The organism is Bacteroides ihuae, from assembly GCF_900104585.1.
In the GTDB taxonomy this organism is placed as follows: Bacteria; Bacteroidota; Bacteroidia; order Bacteroidales; family Bacteroidaceae; genus Bacteroides; species Bacteroides ihuae.
Genome location: NZ_FNVX01000006.1, coordinates 260,700 through 280,217, shown reverse-complemented (window position 1 = coordinate 280,217; position 19,518 = coordinate 260,700). Strand labels below are relative to the sequence as shown.

General features: G+C 40.7%; 17 protein-coding genes. 6 read left to right on the top strand and 11 right to left on the bottom strand.

Annotated elements, in window-relative coordinates; genetic code table 11:
* Window positions 1-13 precede the first annotated feature (13 nt).
* From nuoK to dxs, 11 genes are all read right to left on the bottom strand, one after another.
* On the bottom strand, window positions 14-325 hold the full coding sequence (gene nuoK, locus BQ5338_RS11950; protein ID WP_071147076.1) for an NADH-quinone oxidoreductase subunit NuoK: 312 nt from the start codon (window positions 323-325) through the stop codon (window positions 14-16).
* 4 nt (window positions 326-329) lie between these two features.
* Window positions 330-842 (bottom strand): NADH-quinone oxidoreductase subunit J family protein, encoded by a 513-nt coding sequence (locus BQ5338_RS11945; RefSeq protein ID WP_071147075.1) that lies wholly within the window; start codon window positions 840-842, stop codon window positions 330-332.
* 3 nt (window positions 843-845) lie between these two features.
* Entirely contained in the window at window positions 846-1,316 is a 471-nt protein-coding gene (locus BQ5338_RS11940; RefSeq protein WP_071147849.1) for a 4Fe-4S binding protein, read from the bottom strand.
* Window positions 1,317-1,331: 15 nt separating this feature from the next.
* Window positions 1,332-2,408 carry an NADH-quinone oxidoreductase subunit NuoH gene (gene nuoH, locus BQ5338_RS11935; protein ID WP_071147074.1) on the bottom strand — a complete coding sequence of 359 codons (1,077 nt, stop codon included), beginning with the start codon at window positions 2,406-2,408 and terminating at the stop codon, window positions 1,332-1,334.
* Between the two features lie 38 nt (window positions 2,409-2,446).
* Complete coding sequence (locus BQ5338_RS11930; RefSeq protein ID WP_071147073.1) at window positions 2,447-4,009, bottom strand: NADH-quinone oxidoreductase subunit D; 1,563 nt, start codon at window positions 4,007-4,009, stop codon at window positions 2,447-2,449.
* On the bottom strand, window positions 4,002-4,583 hold the full coding sequence (locus BQ5338_RS11925; RefSeq protein WP_071147072.1) for an NADH-quinone oxidoreductase subunit B: 582 nt from the start codon (window positions 4,581-4,583) through the stop codon (window positions 4,002-4,004). Before BQ5338_RS11925 ends, BQ5338_RS11930 begins: the two co-directional genes overlap by 8 nt.
* On the bottom strand, window positions 4,574-4,924 hold the full coding sequence (locus tag BQ5338_RS11920) for an NADH-quinone oxidoreductase subunit A (protein WP_071147071.1): 351 nt from the start codon (window positions 4,922-4,924) through the stop codon (window positions 4,574-4,576). Before BQ5338_RS11920 ends, BQ5338_RS11925 begins: the two co-directional genes overlap by 10 nt.
* A 104-nt stretch (window positions 4,925-5,028) precedes the next feature.
* The gene (locus BQ5338_RS11915; protein WP_071147070.1) at window positions 5,029-5,409 is read right to left on the bottom strand and encodes a hypothetical protein; all 381 of its coding nucleotides are present in this window, start codon (window positions 5,407-5,409) and stop codon (window positions 5,029-5,031) included.
* A gap of 97 nt (window positions 5,410-5,506) precedes the next feature.
* Window positions 5,507-6,958, bottom strand: a complete 1,452-nt coding sequence (locus BQ5338_RS11910) for a TrkH family potassium uptake protein (RefSeq protein ID WP_139265246.1) — start codon at window positions 6,956-6,958, stop codon at window positions 5,507-5,509.
* Between the two features lie 8 nt (window positions 6,959-6,966).
* Entirely contained in the window at window positions 6,967-8,307 is a 1,341-nt protein-coding gene (trkA, locus tag BQ5338_RS11905; RefSeq protein WP_071147068.1) for a Trk system potassium transporter TrkA, read from the bottom strand.
* A gap of 72 nt (window positions 8,308-8,379) precedes the next feature.
* Complete coding sequence (gene dxs / locus BQ5338_RS11900; protein ID WP_071147067.1) at window positions 8,380-10,293, bottom strand: 1-deoxy-D-xylulose-5-phosphate synthase; 1,914 nt, start codon at window positions 10,291-10,293, stop codon at window positions 8,380-8,382.
* A gap of 166 nt (window positions 10,294-10,459) precedes the next feature.
* Between dxs and BQ5338_RS11895 the strand changes: the two genes are divergently transcribed.
* The 6 genes from BQ5338_RS11895 (at window position 10,460) to BQ5338_RS11870 (ending at window position 19,415) form a co-directional block, all read left to right on the top strand.
* Entirely contained in the window at window positions 10,460-11,461 is a 1,002-nt protein-coding gene (locus tag BQ5338_RS11895) for a GSCFA domain-containing protein (protein WP_071147066.1), read from the top strand.
* Window positions 11,425-13,890 carry a bifunctional UDP-N-acetylmuramoyl-tripeptide:D-alanyl-D-alanine ligase/alanine racemase gene (locus BQ5338_RS11890; protein ID WP_071147065.1) on the top strand — a complete coding sequence of 822 codons (2,466 nt, stop codon included), beginning with the start codon at window positions 11,425-11,427 and terminating at the stop codon, window positions 13,888-13,890. The genes BQ5338_RS11895 and BQ5338_RS11890 overlap by 37 nt, the downstream gene beginning before the upstream one ends.
* A gap of 100 nt (window positions 13,891-13,990) precedes the next feature.
* On the top strand, window positions 13,991-14,218 hold the full coding sequence (locus BQ5338_RS11885; protein WP_071147848.1) for a Sec-independent protein translocase subunit TatA/TatB: 228 nt from the start codon (window positions 13,991-13,993) through the stop codon (window positions 14,216-14,218).
* A 2-nt stretch (window positions 14,219-14,220) separates the two neighbouring features.
* Window positions 14,221-15,009 carry a twin-arginine translocase subunit TatC gene (gene tatC / locus BQ5338_RS11880; RefSeq protein ID WP_071147064.1) on the top strand — a complete coding sequence of 263 codons (789 nt, stop codon included), beginning with the start codon at window positions 14,221-14,223 and terminating at the stop codon, window positions 15,007-15,009.
* A gap of 66 nt (window positions 15,010-15,075) precedes the next feature.
* Window positions 15,076-15,936, top strand: a complete 861-nt coding sequence (locus BQ5338_RS11875; RefSeq protein ID WP_071147063.1) for an AraC family transcriptional regulator — start codon at window positions 15,076-15,078, stop codon at window positions 15,934-15,936.
* Window positions 15,937-15,968: 32 nt separating this feature from the next.
* Complete coding sequence (locus BQ5338_RS11870) at window positions 15,969-19,415, top strand: DEAD/DEAH box helicase (protein ID WP_071147062.1); 3,447 nt, start codon at window positions 15,969-15,971, stop codon at window positions 19,413-19,415.
* Window positions 19,416-19,518: the final 103 nt, after the last annotated feature.

Here is a 19,518-nt window from a genome sequence, read left to right as displayed (position 1 = left end):
ATTCTGTTATAGATTACCATTTCATTTCATTCAAGTTCTTCACTTGTATGTTGCGTATATTACGGTAGATATTGATCATAATAGCAATAGCTACCGCTGTTTCTGCTGCAGATATGGCAATAGAGAACAAAGCAAAAAAATGCCCTTCTAAGCCGGTCGGAAACAAAAAACGGTTGAATACGGCAAAGTTGATGTCCGTAGCATTCAGAATTAGCTCTATAGAGATCAAAATAGCAAGTGTATTGCGACGGGTAAAGAACCCGTAAATTCCTGCAAAGAACATGATAGCTGATACTATCAGGTAATATTCCATGTGTATTGTCATAATCTTATCGTTTACGTGCAATTAATAATCCGCCTACAATACATGCCAGTAATAGTATACTGACAGCTTCAAAGGGTAGTACATATCCGTATTTATCACTACCCAGAAGAGCATGGCCAATGGTTTTTATACTTGTTTCCACCGGTTCGGGATCTGTGGTAATCACAAATTTATGGGTAAGTGTGATAAACATGACTATAGCCGCACCGCCAATTGTTGCACCTAAACCTGCGATGAGTTTACTGCGTTTCAACTTTTCGGTGCGATCTCCATCTCCACTGGTGAGCAAAATGGAGAATACGTAGAGAACGATAATACCTCCGGCATAAACCATAATTTGTACAGATCCTAAGAAGGTATATCCAAGCAGAAAATAAATGCCTGCGGTTCCAAATAACACAAAGAGCAGATAAGTTGCCGAACGCACGATGTGACGAGTACATACCGTCATCACCGAAAATACGGAGATAAATATTGCTAGTGCGTAGAATATTATTGTTTCAAAACTGAATTCCATAATTTATTTCTTTTCTATTACTTTACTACCTTCATGATTCAATGTATGTATTAGCTTATCACGATTGAATACAGCGTGCTCAAAAGTTTGGTCGAAGGTGATGGCATCGTGTGGGCAGGCATTTACGCAGAGTTGGCAGAAGATGCATGAACCTAAGTCGTACTTGTACGTTTTAAGTATCTTTTTCTTTTTCCCCTCCGCCGTTTCAATAGTTTCACTTACTATTTCGATCGTGTCATTTGGACAGGCCGTTTGACAAAGTCCGCAAGATACGCATCGGTGCTCATTGTTTTCATTATGAGGCATAACGAGTTCACCACGGAAGCGGTCGAACATCTTTAATTCGGCGCGATTTTCGGGATACTGCTCAGTAACCTTTGCACGAAAGAACACTGTAATGGTAGTTTTCATACCGATCAATAGGGATCCTATGCCGTTTAGAAGACCGCCAAAATAACTATTTTCGTTTTTCATTCTTCTTTCCTCCATTTAAAAGTGCAGCCCGAAGACTACTATTAATACCATGATTACAAGGTTTACCATGCTAATTGGCACTAAGTATTTCCATTCGAGCTTTAGTATTTGGTCAATACGCAAACGAGGAAAAGTCCACTTGATCCACATAAGCAGGAATACCACGAAGAATGCTTTTGCAAAGAACCAAATGAAGCCCGGTATGTAATCCATAACGGCGTTAAATCCATCTAATCCTACTACGTGAAACGGCATCCAACCTCCAAGGAAGATGGTTGCTGCTACAGATGCTACAATGAACATATTCAGATATTCAGCCAAGTAAAAGAAGCCGAAATGCATACCGCTATATTCTGTATGGTACCCAGCTGTTAGTTCACTCTCTGCTTCAGGAAGGTCGAATGGGCCACGGTTTGTTTCCGCATTTCCGGCAATGAGGTAGATGATGAAAGCAATCAGTGCAGGAATGTGACCTTTGAAGATGAACCAGCCATCAGCTTGTCCTTCTACGATCTCAGAGAATTGCATGGTGCCCATGAGTACAACCATCGTCAGGATGGATAATCCCACAGACAGTTCATAACTAATGATTTGTGCTCCGCTTCGCATGGCTCCGATAAGGGAAAACTTATTGTTACTTCCCCAACCTGCAAGCAAAATACCTACCACGCCAATGGATGATGCAGCAAGCAGAAAGAACACGCCTACATTAAAATCTAAAACTCCCATCCCTTTATTAATAGGAATGCACGAAAATGCTAAAATAGAAGAGATGATAACCATGTATGGGGCTAGCTCATACAGAAACTTATCAGAATTCTTCAAAGAGATTATCTCTTTGATTAACATTTTGATAACATCGGCAAAAACCTGTATGCTTCCCCATTTTCCTACACGATTGGGGCCAAGGCGACATTGAAAGAAAGCACAAACTTTGCGCTCCATATAAATAAGTATAATAGCAAGTATGGCATACATGAGAATGATGCATATACCTATTACTACACACTCTATGAATACAGCCAATCCTTCCGGCATAAGGGAAGTAAGCATTTGGTGTATCCAGTTAGTTACTATACTAAAATCGAACATATGATTGATTTATAATTTGCAATTTATCATATAGAATCTTACCTGTCGATGTCAGGCACTACATAGTCTAATGTTCCTCCAATAGCTATCAGGTCGGCTATTTTGCTTCCACGGCTGATGGTGTCAACTACAGAAACAAGCGGCAACCCTGTGCTACGGAAGTGAACTCGATATGGATTTTTCTCTCCGTGGCTTTCTATGAACACTCCAAACTCTCCACGGCTACCTTCTACGGCAGCATAGTAGGAACCTTCGGGAACCCTGATGATTGGTTTCATTTTTTCCTGATAGCTTCCTTCAGGGATGTTATCTATGAGTTGCTCAATGATGTACAACGATTCCATGATTTCGTCCATACGTACCATGTAGCGGGCAAAACAATCTCCTTCAGTATAGATTATTTCTTTGAAGTCAACCTTGTCATATACTCCATAAGGGATACGCTTGCGTACATCGCACGCCCAGCCAGAAGCACGTCCTGTTCCACCGGTAGCTCCAAAAGAAATAGCATCTTCACGGCTTAGCACTCCAACCCCTTTCAAGCGTTGATGAGCAATGATGTTGCCGGTAAAGACTTCATGATATTCGTGGATGATTCCCCTCATATAAGGAATAAATTCTTTCACCCTACGTACGAAGTTGGGATGAAGATCCTGTTGCACACCTCCAATTGTGTTGTAATTCATCGTGAGGCGTCCACCACAAGTTTCCTCGAATATATCAAGAATCTTCTCTCTGTCACGGAATCCATAAAAGAAGGCGGTTAATGCTCCAAGGTCCATGCAGAGGCAAGAGTAAAATAATAAGTGAGAGTCAATACGCTGCAACTCATCCATAATAGTACGAATGTATTGTACACGCTCTGACACTTCAATGCCCATTGCCTTTTCAATGCACATACACAATGCATGACGATTTTGATGTGCACCCAGATAGTCCAAACGGTCGGTTAATGCCAGTGTTTGCGGGTAAGTAAGACTTTCGCACATCTTCTCTATGCCACGATGTATATATCCGCAGTTGGCGTCTAGCTTCTTTATGGTTTCTCCTTCCAGAGATACGCGAAAGCGGAGAACTCCATGGGTAGCCGGATGCTGAGGGCCGATATTGATAACGTACTCTCTATCGTCAAAAATAATATTTTCTTGATCTTCCAAGGTACCGTCTGAGTTGAGCTTTAACTCGGTAGTAGAATCAATTGTTTCCTCATTATTCATTCGTAACGGGTTACGTTCATCCATAGGATCGTCATCTTTGCGCATTGGATAGCCTACCCAATCGTTGCGTAGGTACAGACGGCGCATGTCAGGATGATTAATGAAGCGTATGCCATAGAAGTCGTATACTTCACGTTCGTTTAATTCTGCCGCTTTCCATATATCCGAAACAGTAGGTAACTCGGGATTTTCTCTATTGTTGGTAGATGTTTTGATAACCATCCTCTCTCCAGTAATAGTTGATTCCAAATGATAGACAACTCCTAAACTTTCTCCCCAGTCCATGCCTGTGAGGCTTTCCAGAAAATCCATCTGTTTTTCGGTGCGTAGCTTCAATACTTCGTCACGAAACCTCTCTAACGGTATTTCTATGATCTCATTCATCTCTTTTCTCTTTTTTGTTTACGCCTCCAAAGAATTTTTCAATCTTCACTTTGCGCTGTAATTGCATCAATCCGTAGTAAAATGCTTCCGGTCTTGGGGGGCATCCTGGAATAAACACGTCGACAGGCATAATTTTATCCACTCCGTTTAATACATGATATGATTTTTTGAAAGGACCTCCACTCACAGCACATCCACCTACGGCTACTACGTACTTTGGGTCGGCCATTTGGTCGTAGAGACGTTTCAATACCGGAGCCATCTTATTGGTGATGGTTCCGCAAACCATAATCATATCTGCTTGACGGGGGCTGGCACGGGCTACTTCAAACCCAAAGCGGGCCATATCATAACGAGCAGCACCCAATGACATAAATTCGATTCCGCAACAGCTTGTTGCAAATGTCAGTGGCCACAACGAATTGCTGCGTCCCCAGTTGATGAGATCATCCATTGCTCCCACAAAAACATTGACTCCACCTTCATTGAGTTCTTTAGTCATCTTCTCTAGGGATTCATTGTCGGTGAATTCCTCGTAAGGAATTGATTTTATCTTCGGCTTTTTCATTTCCATTCTAATGCTCCTTTCCTCCAGGCATAAGCTAGACCCAAAACTAAAATAACTAAAAAGAAAAGAATACTAACAAGCCCAGCTACTCCTAAATCTCGCACTATGACTGCCCATGGAAACAGAAAGACTGTCTCTACATCGAACATCAAAAACAAGATGGCAAACAAATAATAGCCTACACGAAACTGCATCCACGATTTGCCACGAGTAGGAATACCACATTCGTACGGCTCTTCTTTTTGGGGATTGTAGGAGCGCGGAGATATAGCTTTTGCTATAATCAGTGCTGCAGCAACCAACGTAACTGCCGTTAATAGAACGACAACTAATAATACAAAATTCATAATCCAATATATTTAGATTAAATACTATTAATGAGCGGATCATCATCTTAAATTGGTATTAAGATGATAACTCCATGGAAATTACGATGTAAAATAAAAGAAATTTAGATGATAATCTTTCGCAAACCAAAGACATAGTAAGTCACAGGGTCCATAGGACAATAAGATAGTGAACGGAATGTAGCGCTAAAGAATATCGAATTAATAGGCTTATATTCGCGAAAAGACCCTATGAGTCGGTGGTAGCTTTTATTGGTGAGAATGTGAGAAAAATCGAGATGAGCAACTTCACATGCTAGTTCGGCGTAACAATTGTAGAAGAGTTCTATCGATAGCTTCAGTGCCTGCTCTTGGGAAATGAAGTAAGCGGAGTCGCTTTGAGATGTAATATATAGTGTCTCTGATACTTTCATCGCTCCCATCATGGTGGCATGAAGCATCACGGTAAATGCGATTAAAACACTGTATTTAAGGAACTTTTTCATATTACCCTCTTGCGGGTGCAAATATAGAACTTAATTTCCTCTCTTTTGCAATCTCTATGTGACAAAAAGGTTTTTTTAGCACACTTTTTATCTTGGGTCAATTCCTTTTCCAAAATCCAGGAGTGAAAATCAGTAATATGGTGAATATTTCAAGACGACCGATTAGCATAAGAAAAGACAATAACCATTTGGCTGCATCCGGCAAATGATTCCAGCTATACGCAGGGCCGCATGTACCTAAGCCTGGTCCAACTCCGCCCATACTCGAAATGACTGTGCCAAAAGACTCTATATAGCCTACACCTAATGCCATCATAGTAATCCATCCGATCACCAATACGGCAATATATAATAAAGTAAAGGCTAGAATAGCATTCTTTACAGATGGAGAAATAACCTGCCTGTTTGCACGAATAGGAAGTACTGCATTGGGGTGAATCAAACGCTTGAATTCATTTTTTATGATTCTTACTAATATCAGTACGCGTATGGCTTTTAGTCCTCCGCTGGTTGAACCAGCACACCCTCCAATTATCATTGTTATGGAAAGCATGGCCCAAAGGAAGGGTTTCCACGTCATGTAATCGGCTGTAACATATCCGGTTGTGGTATGTAGAGAGGCTACTTGGAATAAAGCTTTTCTAAATGATTCTTCAATTCCCATAGAAGAAGTGCGGGTAAGTGTAAATGCAATGATGCAGGTGAAAATAGCAATAGACCAGATATACCATTTCATCTCTTCGTCGCTAAAGAATTTCTTTATTTTACCTTTCGCAAAAAAGAAATAAAGAGTAAAATTTAGTCCCGATAAGATCATAAAGAGCGAAACCACGTATTCTATATAGGGAGAATTGTAATAGGCTATACTTGCTTGCTTGGTAGAATATCCTCCCGTGGCAGTTGTTGTGAACGAGTGGCAAACTGCATCGAATAGACTCATCCCACCAAACATGAGTAGTATGGTTTCACTGATAGTTAATACCAGATAAACGATCCATAATAATTTAGCAGTGACTCCGATACGAGGGTGTATTTTGTCGTGCGTGGGGCCCGTTGCTTCTGCAGCAAAAAGTTGCATGCTCCCTACTCCAAAGATAGGAAGAACGGCAATGGTGAAGAAAACAATACCCAGACCTCCAATCCATTGCGTCATGCTACGCCAGAACAATAATCCGTGAGGTAATGCTTCTATATTGTCTAATATGGACGCACCTGTGGTGGTAAAGCCGGACATAGTTTCGAAGAAAGCATTGGTAATGTTGGGTATGTATCCGCTAAAATAGAAGGGTAGCATGCCGAAGATACTGAATATTACCCATACGATACTGACGATGATATAGCCGTCTCTACGACTTAGCTGCTTTTCAGCATTTTTACCTAATAGCATGAGGAATAATCCGGTAATTGCAGTCATTGCAGCTGTAATGAGGAAGCTCTTCAAATCATTTTCTTGATAACATAGAGAAACTCCTATGCAAGACAATAACATAGCTGTTTCAATCAGAATCAGGAATCCCATGATTCTATAAATCATCTTTCTGTTTATCATTTCAGATGTTAGTTAAAGAACTTCTCTATTTTCTTTATCATCATATTCAGGCAGAATACGACTACGTGATCACCGCTACGTATTAATGTGTCACCAGTAACAACGATTCCTTCGCCATTTCGGATTAATCCGCCAATGGTTGCTCCTTTGGGTAGGCCTAGGTCTTTGACGAGGTGTTTGGCTACTTTAGAGTCAGATTTAACAGTAAATTCAGCCACTTCTGCATTGGCAAATGTTAGACTTTTGACATTGGATACATCTGCATCAAGCATCATTTGGTAAATATGGCTAGCGGCGATCATTTTTTTATTGATCACTGTTCCTATATCTAAGCTTTCGGCCATGCTGATGTAATCTATGTTTTCCACTTCGGCTACCGTTTTGCTGACTCCCATTCGTTTGGCTGCCAGGCAAGCAAGAATGTTCGTTTCCGAATTTCCTGTTAGTGCGACAAAAGCCTCCGTGTTCTTGAGGCCTTCTTCTATCAGTAGATCCATGTCGCGCCCGTCTCCATTAATAACCATAACTTTGTCATCTAGCACCTCTGTTAAGCGATTGCAACGGTTTACGTCATGCTCGACTATTTTCACTTGCATATAATCGGGCACATATTGGGCCGTACGCACGGCAATGCGCCCACCACCCATAATCATCACTTTGCGCACGTCGGCATAGTTTTCTTTTCCCGCTATTTTACGAATATAAGGAATGTATTTTCTGGTTGTAGTGAAGTATACAATGTCATACAGCTTGATTACATCATTACCTCGGGGAATGATGGTTTCGTTGCCTCGTTTGATGGCTACAATGTGATAAGGTGTGTTTGCACCGCCCAGCTCTTGAAGAGGTATATTGAGAATTTCTGCATTCTCTCTCATCTTGGTGCCTAATAGTATGAGGGCTCCACCACAAAACTCCCACCATTGGCGGATCCAGCTCATCCTCATGGAAGATACGATTTCTTTTGCGGCTAGCATTTCGGGATAGATAAGCGAATCTACTCCTAACTTCTTGAAAAATTCTTTGTTTTTAGGTAATAGATATTCGTAATTATCTATTCGAGCCACTGTCTTCTTTGCCCCTAGGTTGCTTGCTATCATGCAAGCTGTCATGTTTCTACTTTCATCGGGGGTTACCGCAATGAATAGATCAGCATCTTTTACGCCAACCTCTTTGAGGCCAGAAGTGGAAGAAGGAGAAGCACAAACGGTCATTAAATCGAAATTGGAACTTAATGTGCTCAACTTCTCTTCACTGTCGTCAATCAAGATAATATCCTGCCTCTCGCGGGATAGCAATTTGGCTAAATGCGTGCCTACAGCTCCGGCACCGGCAATAATTATTTTCATCTTTTGTCTATGCATTTGCCAATACAATTTTTGATTGTTTGGCTTGTGGCTATTCTTATTATATCGTCTTTTTTATTTTGTTTCATGGGCGTTCAAATGCATGATTTCCTGATAAATACCAGTTGCATCCAAGCCACAGAGTTGATGCAGTTCGGCTATGCTTCCGTGCTCTATAAATTTGTCGGGTAGTCCCATACGCGTAACTTTTGGATAATAGTTGTTGTCCGATAGAAACTCGAGTATGGCGCTGCCCATGCCTCCTTGAATAATTCCATCTTCAATCGTTAATATTTTCTTGAATTTGCGTCCTATTTCGTGAAGCATATTCGCATCCAGTGGTTTTAAAAAGCGCACGTCATAGTGAGCAATTGATATATTCTCTTTGGTAGCAGTTTCAATAGCTTTTGCTGCTGTTTTGCCTATAGGACCTATGGTTAATATTGCTATTTCCTCTCCATCTTTTATTTTGCGGCCGGTGCCTACTTCTATTTCTTCGAGCGGGCATTGCCAATTAACGAGTGAACCTCTTCCTTTAGGATAGCGAATAACAAACGGTCCTTTATCAGGTAACTGAGCAGTGTACATCATTCTTCTTAACTCGTGCTCATCCATAGGTGATGCAATGGTGAGGTGAGGGATTGGTCTTAAGTAAGCCATGTCGAATGCGCCATGATGAGTAGGGCCATCTTCTCCTACAAGGCCTGCGCGGTCAAGGCAAAAGACCACATTTAGGTTTTGGATAGCTACGTCGTGGATGATATTGTCATAGCCTCGTTGCATGAATGAAGAATAAATGTTACAAAAAGGCATTAATCCTTCTTTGGCCATTCCTCCAGAGAAAGTTACGGCATGCCCTTCCGCAATGCCTACGTCAAAGGCTCTGTCGGGCATTTTATCCATCAGTATGTTCATAGAACAGCCTGTAGGCATGGCGGGAGTAACTCCAATGATTTTCTTATTATTTTTGGCTAGCTCCACAAGAGTGTTGCCAAACACATCTTGAAAGAGAGGAGGAAGCCCATCTGTGTTTACTGTAATTCGTATGCCGGTTTCCGGATTGAATTTTCCGGGTGCATGCCACACTGTAGCATGCTTTTCGGCCGGTTCAAATCCTTTCCCCTTGATTGTGTGCAGATGAAGTATCTTGGGCCCTTGCATATTCTTTATATCTCGCAATACGCGAGATACATTTTTTACATCGTGCCCGTCAATAGGCCCAAAATAGCGGATATTCATTCCTTCAAAAATATTCTGCTGTTGGGCTAACATTGACTTTATACTATTAGCAAAGCGTATGAGGCTTTTGCGTCTACTCTCATTTAAAACTCCCATCTTAAAGAGTATCTTGGATGCTTCGAAGCGGAGGCGGTTATAGCGGTTTGAAGTGGTGAGATTCACTAAATATTGTTTCATCCCACCTACACTACGGTCAATAGACATGTCATTGTCATTGAGAATGATCAATAAGTTGTTAGGCGTTGCAGATGCATTGTTTAAACCTTCGAAAGCAAGTCCTCCACTCATCGATCCATCACCTATCACAGCTACCACGTGGCGATCTTTTTCTCCTTTCTTTTTTGCAGCTACTGCCATACCTAATGCGGCTGAGATAGAATTTGAAGCGTGTCCGCAGGTGAAGGTGTCGTATTCGCTTTCTTCAGGAGAAGGGAAAGGACGTATGCCATTAATCTTTCTATTGGTTGAGAAAGATTTACGTCTTCCAGTCAATATTTTATGAACATAGGCTTGATGGCCAACATCCCATACAATGCGGTCGTAAGGAGTGTTATATATATAATGTAATGCTACAGTCAATTCTACTACCCCGAGGTTTGCTGCAAAATGGCCTGGGTTGCAGGATAGTTCTTCTATGAGGTCTTGCCTTAGCTCTTTGCATACTTCAGGAAGTTGATCAATACTTAGTTTCCGCAAGTCTTCCGGGTATGAAATGTTATTTAGCAGAGTATATGTGGGTTCATTTTTCATTGTTCGGACAAATTTATTGCAAAATTAGTATAAATAACCTGAAGTACTTATTATTCAATCGGAATTTTGTGAAGACTTGGCTATGTTAACAAACTCTCTCTCTTTGTTTTCGGAATTATTTCAGTATTTTTGTGGCAATTTAGAAGAACAGATAAATAGATAGAGCATGAATTTTAGGACAGTTGTAGAATTACCGAAGCAAGGCTTTTTTATTAATCACTCTTACAAAGGTTTGCTAATGGGTTCGTGTTTTGCTCAGAATATTGGGACTTTAATGGTGGAAAATAAATTCCGTTGTCAGGTCAATCCCTATGGTATACTTTATAATCCGTTGTCTGTTTCTACTGCTTTGCGCGAGATGCTTACCGGTAAGCAATATACCCCTCAAGATTTATTCTTCTATCGTGAGTGTTTTCATAGTTATATGCATCACGGTTCGTTTTCATCTTCTTCTCTGGATGAGTGTTTAACGCAGATAAATAGTCGTTTGGATGAAGCTCGCACTGCAGTCACTCAGTTAGACTATGTGATACTTACTTTCGGTACATCTTGGGTTTACACATTAAAGGAAACAGGGAAGGTTGTTTCTAATTGTCATAAACTCCCAGCCGATCGTTTTTTGCGCCGTATGCTTACAGTCGAGGAAATCTTTACTGACTACACTTCGCTCATTTATACACTTCTTCAGCAACAACCTAACCTAAAAATTATCTTAACTGTTAGTCCCATCCGTCATCTTAAGGATGGATTGCATGGTAATCAGGTAAGTAAAGCTACTCTTCTTTTGGCCATTAATCGTTTACAAGAGGCTTTTCCTGACTCCGTCTTTTACTTTCCGGCATACGAAATCGTGATGGATGATCTTCGTGATTATCGGTTCTATGCGGATGATATGGTTCATCCGTCTTCAAAGGCTATCCAGTATATTTGGGCGAATTTTGATGCTCTTTATTTTTCGAAAGAAACCAAACAAATAATGCACGAATGTGATGATGTCCATAAAGCATTGGCGCATAAACCCTTCCGAATAGAAGCCGAAGAGTATAAACTATTTTTAGGACAAATAGTGTTAAAGATAAATCGACTTAAGGAAAAATACCCGTACTTAGATGTACAAAAAGAAATAGAACAATGTTGTATACAATTGAATCAATCGCAAAGCAAATAGGTGCTAAGCGTTTAGGTAATTTAGACACTAATATAGACTGGTTACTAACTGATAGCCGATCGTTGTGTTTTCCCGAAGAAACTCTCTTTTTTGCTTTGCCTACGAAGAGGAGCGACGGATCAAAGTACATCCCTGATCTGTATGCTCGTGGCGTTCGTAACTTTGTGGTAAGTTCCAAACTTAATGATAATAAAACCTATAATAACTGTAATTTTCTGCTTGTACCCAATCCGCTCAAGGCGTTGCAGAAGTTGGCTGAGCAGCATCGGGAACAGTTTCAGATTCCAGTGATTGGTATCACGGGTAGTAATGGCAAAACGATAGTGAAAGAGTGGTTGCATCAACTGCTCAGTTCTGAACGCAACATTGTTCGTTCACCTAGAAGCTATAATTCTCAAATTGGAGTTCCAATATCTGTATGGCAGATGAGTGAAACGTCGGAACTTGGTATCTTTGAGGCTGGCATTTCTGAAACAGGGGAGATGCGCTCATTGCAGAGCATTATTAAACCTACTATTGGGGTACTTACTAATATTGGTGGTGCTCATCAAGAGAATTTCTTTTCACTTCAAGAAAAGTGTATGGAGAAACTGTTACTCTTTAAAGATAGTGAAGTCATTATCTATAATGGTGATAATGAGTTGATAAGTAATTGCGTAGCCAAATCGATGTTTACTGCTCGTGAAATAGCATGGTCGTGTAAAGATATGGATAGGCCTCTGTATATTAGTGGTATAAAGAAAGAGAGTGAATCTACGACTATTTCTTACCGTTATCTTGAAATGGACAATTCCTATTGTATTCCTTTCATTGATGATGCATCTATAGAAAACTCACTTAATTGCCTTGCTGTATGTCTTTATTTAATGCTCTCTCCTGAACAAATCACTCAACGAATGGCGCATCTGGAGCCTATAGCGATGCGCTTGGAAGTGAAAGAAGGAAAGAACAATTGTGTGCTTATTAATGATAGTTACAATTCGGACTTAGCATCTTTGGATATAGCTCTCGATTTTCTCTATAGACGCTCTTTGTCAAAAGGATTGAAACGTACGTTGATTCTTTCCGATCTCTTGGAGACAGGCCAAAGCACTACTACGCTTTATAGGAAAGTGGCCCAACTTGTACATAGTCGAGGAATAGAAAAGATTATAGGTGTGGGTAACGAGATTTCATCTTGTGCTTCTCGCTTTGATATTGAAAAATATTTCTTTCCAAATACAGAAGCATTACAGGCATCTGATGTCTTTAAGAAACTCAAAAATGAAATTATTTTGGTAAAAGGCTCTCGGAGCTTTGACTTTGATATAGTCTCAGAGAATTTGGAATTGAAAGTGCATGAGACGATTCTGGAAATCAATCTGAATGCGTTGATTAATAATCTGAACTACTACCGAAGCAAGCTAAAGCCCGAAACAAAAATGGTTTGCATGGTCAAAGCATTTGCTTACGGAGCTGGTTCATACGAAATTGCTAAAACTCTTCAGGAACATCGTGTTGACTACTTGGCTGTGGCTGTAGCTGATGAAGGTTCCGACTTACGCAAAGCCGGTATTACAGGATCTATTATCATCATGAATCCTGAAATGACTGCATTCAAAACCTTGTTCGATTATAAGCTAGAGCCTGAGGTTTACAGTTTTCATCTTTTGGACGCTCTCATTAAAGAAGCCGAGAAAGAAGGGATTACTAATTTCCCTATTCACATAAAGTTGGATACTGGTATGCATCGCTTGGGATTTGCTGTTGAAGAAGTTCCGGCTCTTATCAAACGCTTGAAAGCACAAAACGCAGTGATACCCCGTTCAGTATTCTCTCACATGGTAGGAAGTGACAGTGATCAGTTTGATGCCTTTACCCGCCGGCAAATTGAACTCTTTGATAAGGCTTCAACTGAGTTACAAACTTCGTTTCCTCATAAAATCCTCCGTCATATATGTAATTCAGCAGGTATTGAACGTTTTCCTGAAGCGCAACTCGATATGGTACGACTTGGTATCGGTCTTTATGGCGTCAGTCCGATCGATAACTCTATTATATATAATGTAAGCACACTAAAGACAACCATTCTTCAAATTCGTAATGTGGCGTCTGAAGATACGGTGGGTTACAGTAGAAAAGGTCATCTGACGCGTGATTCCCGCATTGCCGCAATACCTATTGGTTATGCTGATGGTTTAAATAGGCATTTGGGTAATGGGAAAGGATATTGTCTGGTGAATGGTAAGAAAGCTTTCTATGTGGGCAATATTTGTATGGACGTATGTATGATAGATGTGACAGACATTGATTGTAAAGAAGGTGATAAGGTGATTATCTTTGGAGATGATTTACCAATAACCGTACTTTCGGATATGCTCGAAACCATTCCTTATGAGGTATTGACTAGTGTCTCTACTCGCGTAAAGAGAATCTATTTTCAAGATTGATCTGACAAAAAGAGACTAAAAAGAGGAAACCTTTGGCTGCGTGCTGACTTTTGTTTAGTTTTGTATGCACTATTTAATTAATTACCTAATTATCATACTTATGGTTAACCATTTATTATTAGGCTTTCTGCCCAGTGGATCAGAGTTCATTATTCTGGCATTGCTTATACTTTTGTTGTTTGGAGGGAAAAAAATTCCTGAACTAATGAAAGGCCTTGGTAAAGGTGTGAAAAGCTTCAAAGAAGGAGTAAACGAAGCCAAAGACGAAATAAACAAAGCCAAGGATGAGGTTGAAAAACCTGCTGAAACAAACGAGAAGAAAGAGTAACAATGGCCGAAATGACCTTTTGGGATCATTTGGACGAGTTGCGACGTGTTCTTTTTCGTATTTTCGGAGTATGGTTTGTTTTAGCTGTGGGTTATTTTATCGCAATGCCTTGGCTGTTCGATCATGTAATACTTGCGCCTTGTCACAATGATTTTGTGTTCTATTCGCTGTTACGATCCATGGGAGAGTCGTTGCAGTTGACTGATGATTTCTTCACGAAGGAATTTTCAGTTAAACTTATTAATATCAATCTGGCTGCTCCCTTTTTCATTCACATGTCTACTGCTTTTTGGATGTCAGTAGTAACAGCTATGCCCTATCTCTTTTTTGAAATATGGAATTTTATTCGTCCGGCATTGTATCCCAACGAACAAAAAGGAGTGAAGAGGGCCTTATGTGTTGGTACGGTCATGTTTTTTATTGGAGTACTTGTGGGCTATTTCATGGTTTATCCACTTACGTTACGTTTTCTTTCTACTTACGAACTTAGTGCGGAGATTGAAAATCGTATCTCTTTGAACTCTTACATCGATAATTTCATGGTTCTGGTACTGTGCATGGGGCTAGCTTTCGAACTTCCTCTTGTTGCATGGTTGCTATCACTGATGGGTGTTGTCAATAAGGCTTTTTTGCGTAAGTACCGTAAACATGCTATTGTCATTATTGTAGCTGTTGCAGCCATTATTACTCCTACGGGAGATCCCTTCACATTAAGTGTTGTTGCTATTCCCCTTTGCCTTCTATATGAATTGAGCATTTTGTTGATTAAAGATAAGAAAGTTATAAGTTAGCAACTTAGGACAAGTCGTGTATATCGTTTGTCGTTACCTTTGCAGAGTGAAAAATAACCAAAAAGTATGCAACAAAGAACATCGACAAGAGACGAATACCTGAAATGTGTAAATGTGGTAGTTGAGTATATCAACAACCATCTGGGGGAGGAAATAGATTTAAGCTCTTTGGCAGAAATGTCCAACTTCTCTCCCTTTCATTTTCATCGGATCATGAAGGCTCTTTTGGGTGAGCCTATCGGCGCATTTATTGTTCGAACGCGAATTGAGGCCGCGGCTCGATTGCTTCGTTATACTGATATGACAATTAGTGATATTGCTTATCAGGTCGGATATAATGCACCTTCATCTTTGTCGAAACTCTTTAAGCAATTTTATGGTATTTCACCTATTGAATATCGTAACAATAAAGAGTATACAATTATGAAAAAAGTAGAATTAAATTCTAATCTTGATGTTAGTGTAGAAGTTAAAGAGATTACTTCTAAAAAACTTATTTACATTCGTCTTTCAGGGGATTATAAAGGTCTTGATTTTGCTAGTGCCTGGGGGAGGCTCTTTAAATTCGCTCAAGAAGAAAATCTTATTTCCGATAATTGCATAGAGTATCTTTGCGTATATCATGATGATCCTAAAGTAACGGAATCAGATAAGCTTCGTACAGATATCTGTCTTGCGCTTTCTAAATCAGCCAAGGCGAAAGGTGAAGTTGGAGTGAAAGAGATTCCGGGTGGAAAGTATGCTATATTTCGCTATAAAGGGCCTTATTCAAATCTGTCTGCTGTTTATGACACCGTTTATGGCCGTTTGGTTCAGGATAACGGATTTAGAGTAGTAAATTCCCCTGTATTTGAGAAGTACGTAAACAATCCGTCTGACACAGCTCCCGAGAACCTGATAACAGAGATTTATATTCCTGTAGAGTAAGAACAGGAAAATATTTTCTTTACTTTTGCCACATGATTGATGAGGTAAAAGAATACTTTGACATACTTCTTGCGCTATGCAAGGCTGAAGAAACACCACTTGCCATACGCTACAAACAAATGCGCGATATGCTGGAACGTGTTTGCCGCAAAGAGATGCAAGATGAAAGTCTGCAAATGACCGACTTGTCTGCCCGAATTAGTTTTCTGGCAGTACGAGTAGGTCTTGATATCAGTGAGCAGAACCGTTTGCATACGTTCCGACTCACTTCCAACTCCATTTTAAATAAGCAAGGAATTCCTACACGTGAGAATCTTTTTCGTGATGCGAAGACCTTAGCCTTTTTGCTGAGAAAGATATCCGGGCAGGATATTCCACGGGAGCTTTATGCACTGCTTCCTAAAGTCGATGCTACTTATTTAGTCTCTCCATTCATCGGCAACAAGAAGGTACAGCGAATGCGTGTTTGTTTTCAACATGCTGATGATACCTATTTATATGTTCTCCCTTCGGATACGATTGCTGAAGAACCTTTGCGCGTGCGTTATCATGTAGCACAAGTAAACGAGGAATTTGCTGAAACCTGTAAATTGCTTTGGCAACACGCACAGCTTAATCTGCTGGATGTTTCCATAGATGAAAAAGGTATTCTTACTCCCTCCTTTATCGTTCTTGAGCCCGATTATTTGATTGATATCAGTTCGCTGGCAGAGTGTTATCGAGATTATGGGCATCATCCGGCCAATTACCTGTTGAGTAAACTGCAACCCATCGATAATGCTCGTCCACTTTTGTTGGGAAACATAGCCAACCTTTTTCTCGATGAATGGATTCATACTGATGAGGAAGTGGATTATGGCACTTGCATGAAAAAAGCTTTTCAACGCTATCCTATAGAGTTGGCAGCGTGTCGAGACTTGGCGGATAAGGAAAAGGAACGTCAATTCTTCGCAGACTGCAAAATGCATTTTGATCATATCCGTCGGGTGGTTACTGAAACGTTTCATACCTCCGGATATGAACTGGATAAAACCGATGCCGTATTGGAGCCTTCTTATATCTGCGAGGCGTTGGGTTTGCAAGGTAGGCTCGATTATATGCAGCGAGACATGCTCTCTTTCATTGAAATGAAATCGGGCAAAGCCGATGAATACTCTATCCGGGGGAAGGTGGAGCCGAAAGAAAACAATAAGGTTCAGATGTTGCTCTATCAGGCTGTGCTGCAATACTCTATGGGAGTGGATCATCGCAAAGTGCGCCCATACCTTCTTTATACCCGCTACCCGTTACTCTATCCCGCTCGCTCTTCGTGGGCAATGGTGAGGCGGACGATTGATTTGAGAAATCGTATCGTAGCCAACGAATTTGGTGTGCAGTTGCATAATAATGCTGAATTTACAGCGGACATGCTTGCTCAGATTAATCCGGAAACTTTAAATGAGAAGAAGCTGAAAGGACGATTTTGGGAACAATACCTCTTTCCGTCTATTGCTCAATTCAAAGAAAAATTGAACAGCTTGACTACTTTGGAGCGAAATTACTATTATGTGCTATATAATTTCATCACCAAAGAGCAGTACACGGCCAAGTCAGGTGATGTGGATTATGAAGGACGGACAGGAGCGGCTTCGCTGTGGCTCTCTTCTTTGGCTGAGAAACGAGAAGCAGGGGAGATTCTTTATGATCTGAGAATAAAGACTAATCGTGCTACTGATGAACATAAAGCTTCTCTTACATTGTCCATACCGGATGAAGAGCAAACGACTGAAACCGAAGAAGCTTTACCTAACTTCCGTCAAGGTGATGCGGTGGTACTTTACGAACGCAACTCGGATGCTGACAATGTGACTAATAAGATGGTGTTCAAAGGAAACATTGAGAGCATAACGGACGCTGAAATAAAACTTCGATTGAGAGCAACCCAACAGAATCCGTCAGTGCTTCCTCCTGAAAGCCTTTATGCAATAGAGCATGACGTGATGGATACCGCTTTTCGAGGTATGTATCTGGGTCTGGCTACTTTTGCCTCTGCTAATAAAGATCGTCGAGATTTGCTTCTTTCTCAGCGGCAGCCGGACTTTGATAAATCTTACGATGAGACTATAGCTAATGCGGCGGATGATTTTAGTCGTGTGGTGTTGAAAGCAAAGGCAGCCAAAGATTACTTCTTATTGGTAGGCCCTCCTGGAACGGGTAAAACATCGCGTGCATTACGATTGATGGTGGAGGCTTTTCATCAGACTCCTGATGCTCAGATACTTTTATTGGCATATACGAACCGTGCGGTGGATGAAATATGCAAGGCGCTTTCATCTATCACCCCTGAAGTTGATTTCATACGTATCGGCAACGAGTTGGCTTGTGAACCCGCTTATCGAAAGCACCTTATTGAAAATGAGTTGGCAGTATGCAGTCGCCGTTCGGAAGTTGCGCATCGAATGAAAAATTGTCGCATCTTTGTTGGTACGGTGGCTTCTGTAGCCAATAAACCGGAACTATTTCAGCTGAAGAGTTTTGATGTCGCTATTGTGGACGAAGCCACACAAATACTTGAGCCCCAATTACTAGGCATCTTGTGTGCACGAAGAGAAAATGGGGTCAATGCTGTTGGCAAGTTTATTCTCATAGGCGACCATAAGCAGCTCCCTGCCGTAGTGCAACAAAACTCTACTCAATCTCAGATATACGATGAGGCACTGCTTGCCATCGGCTTGACAAACTTGAGAGATTCGCTGTTCGAACGCCTTTATCGTACAGTAAGCGGTCAGGTTGCAGCGCTAGATTTTGATCGCAGTGTGAGCTCCAATGCTTTTGATCAGCTTTGCCGGCAAGGGCGTATGAATCCTGCGATAGCTCTCTTCCCTAATAAAACTTTTTATGGAGGGCTACTGAAGCCTGTTGGGCTGGCTCACCAGATTGATGAACTGACGGCATCTCCTCATTTGATTCAGGACGCATTGAGCCCCCTAATGACACAACGTATTGCATATCTTCCATCAATGGCTCAATTGGAAGGTTCCTCCGTCAAGGTGAATCATTCTGAGGCATTGATCTGTGCACAGTTGGCCGTTAAGGTCTTTGAGCAATATGGCACTTCTTTTAATCCCGATTATACTTTAGGCATAATCACTCCATACCGTAGTCAGATTGCTTTAATAAAAAAACAAATCTGTCAATTAGATATTCCGGTTTTGAGGAATATCTTGGTTGATACAGTCGAACGCTTTCAAGGAAGTGAACGTGATGTTATAATTTATTCTTTTTGCGTAAACCGTGCTTATCAGTTACATTTTGTCTCCAATATCCTTGAAGAAGATGGCATTTTGATAGATCGGAAGTTGAACGTTGCCTTAACGCGTGCAAGGAAACAGATGTTCTTAACGGGCGTTCAGTGCCTGCTTTGTCAGAATCCGATATACGATAAACTGCTGGATTTTATAACTACTAAAGTTGCTTTGACAAAAATAGGCACATATTAGTTTTTATTCTTTCTTTATGCAGTTTGTTAACACTTTTGTATGCTTCAAACCCATATCTTTGCAATACGTTTTTTTCATAGAGATTTAGATTTAAGGTTAGAAG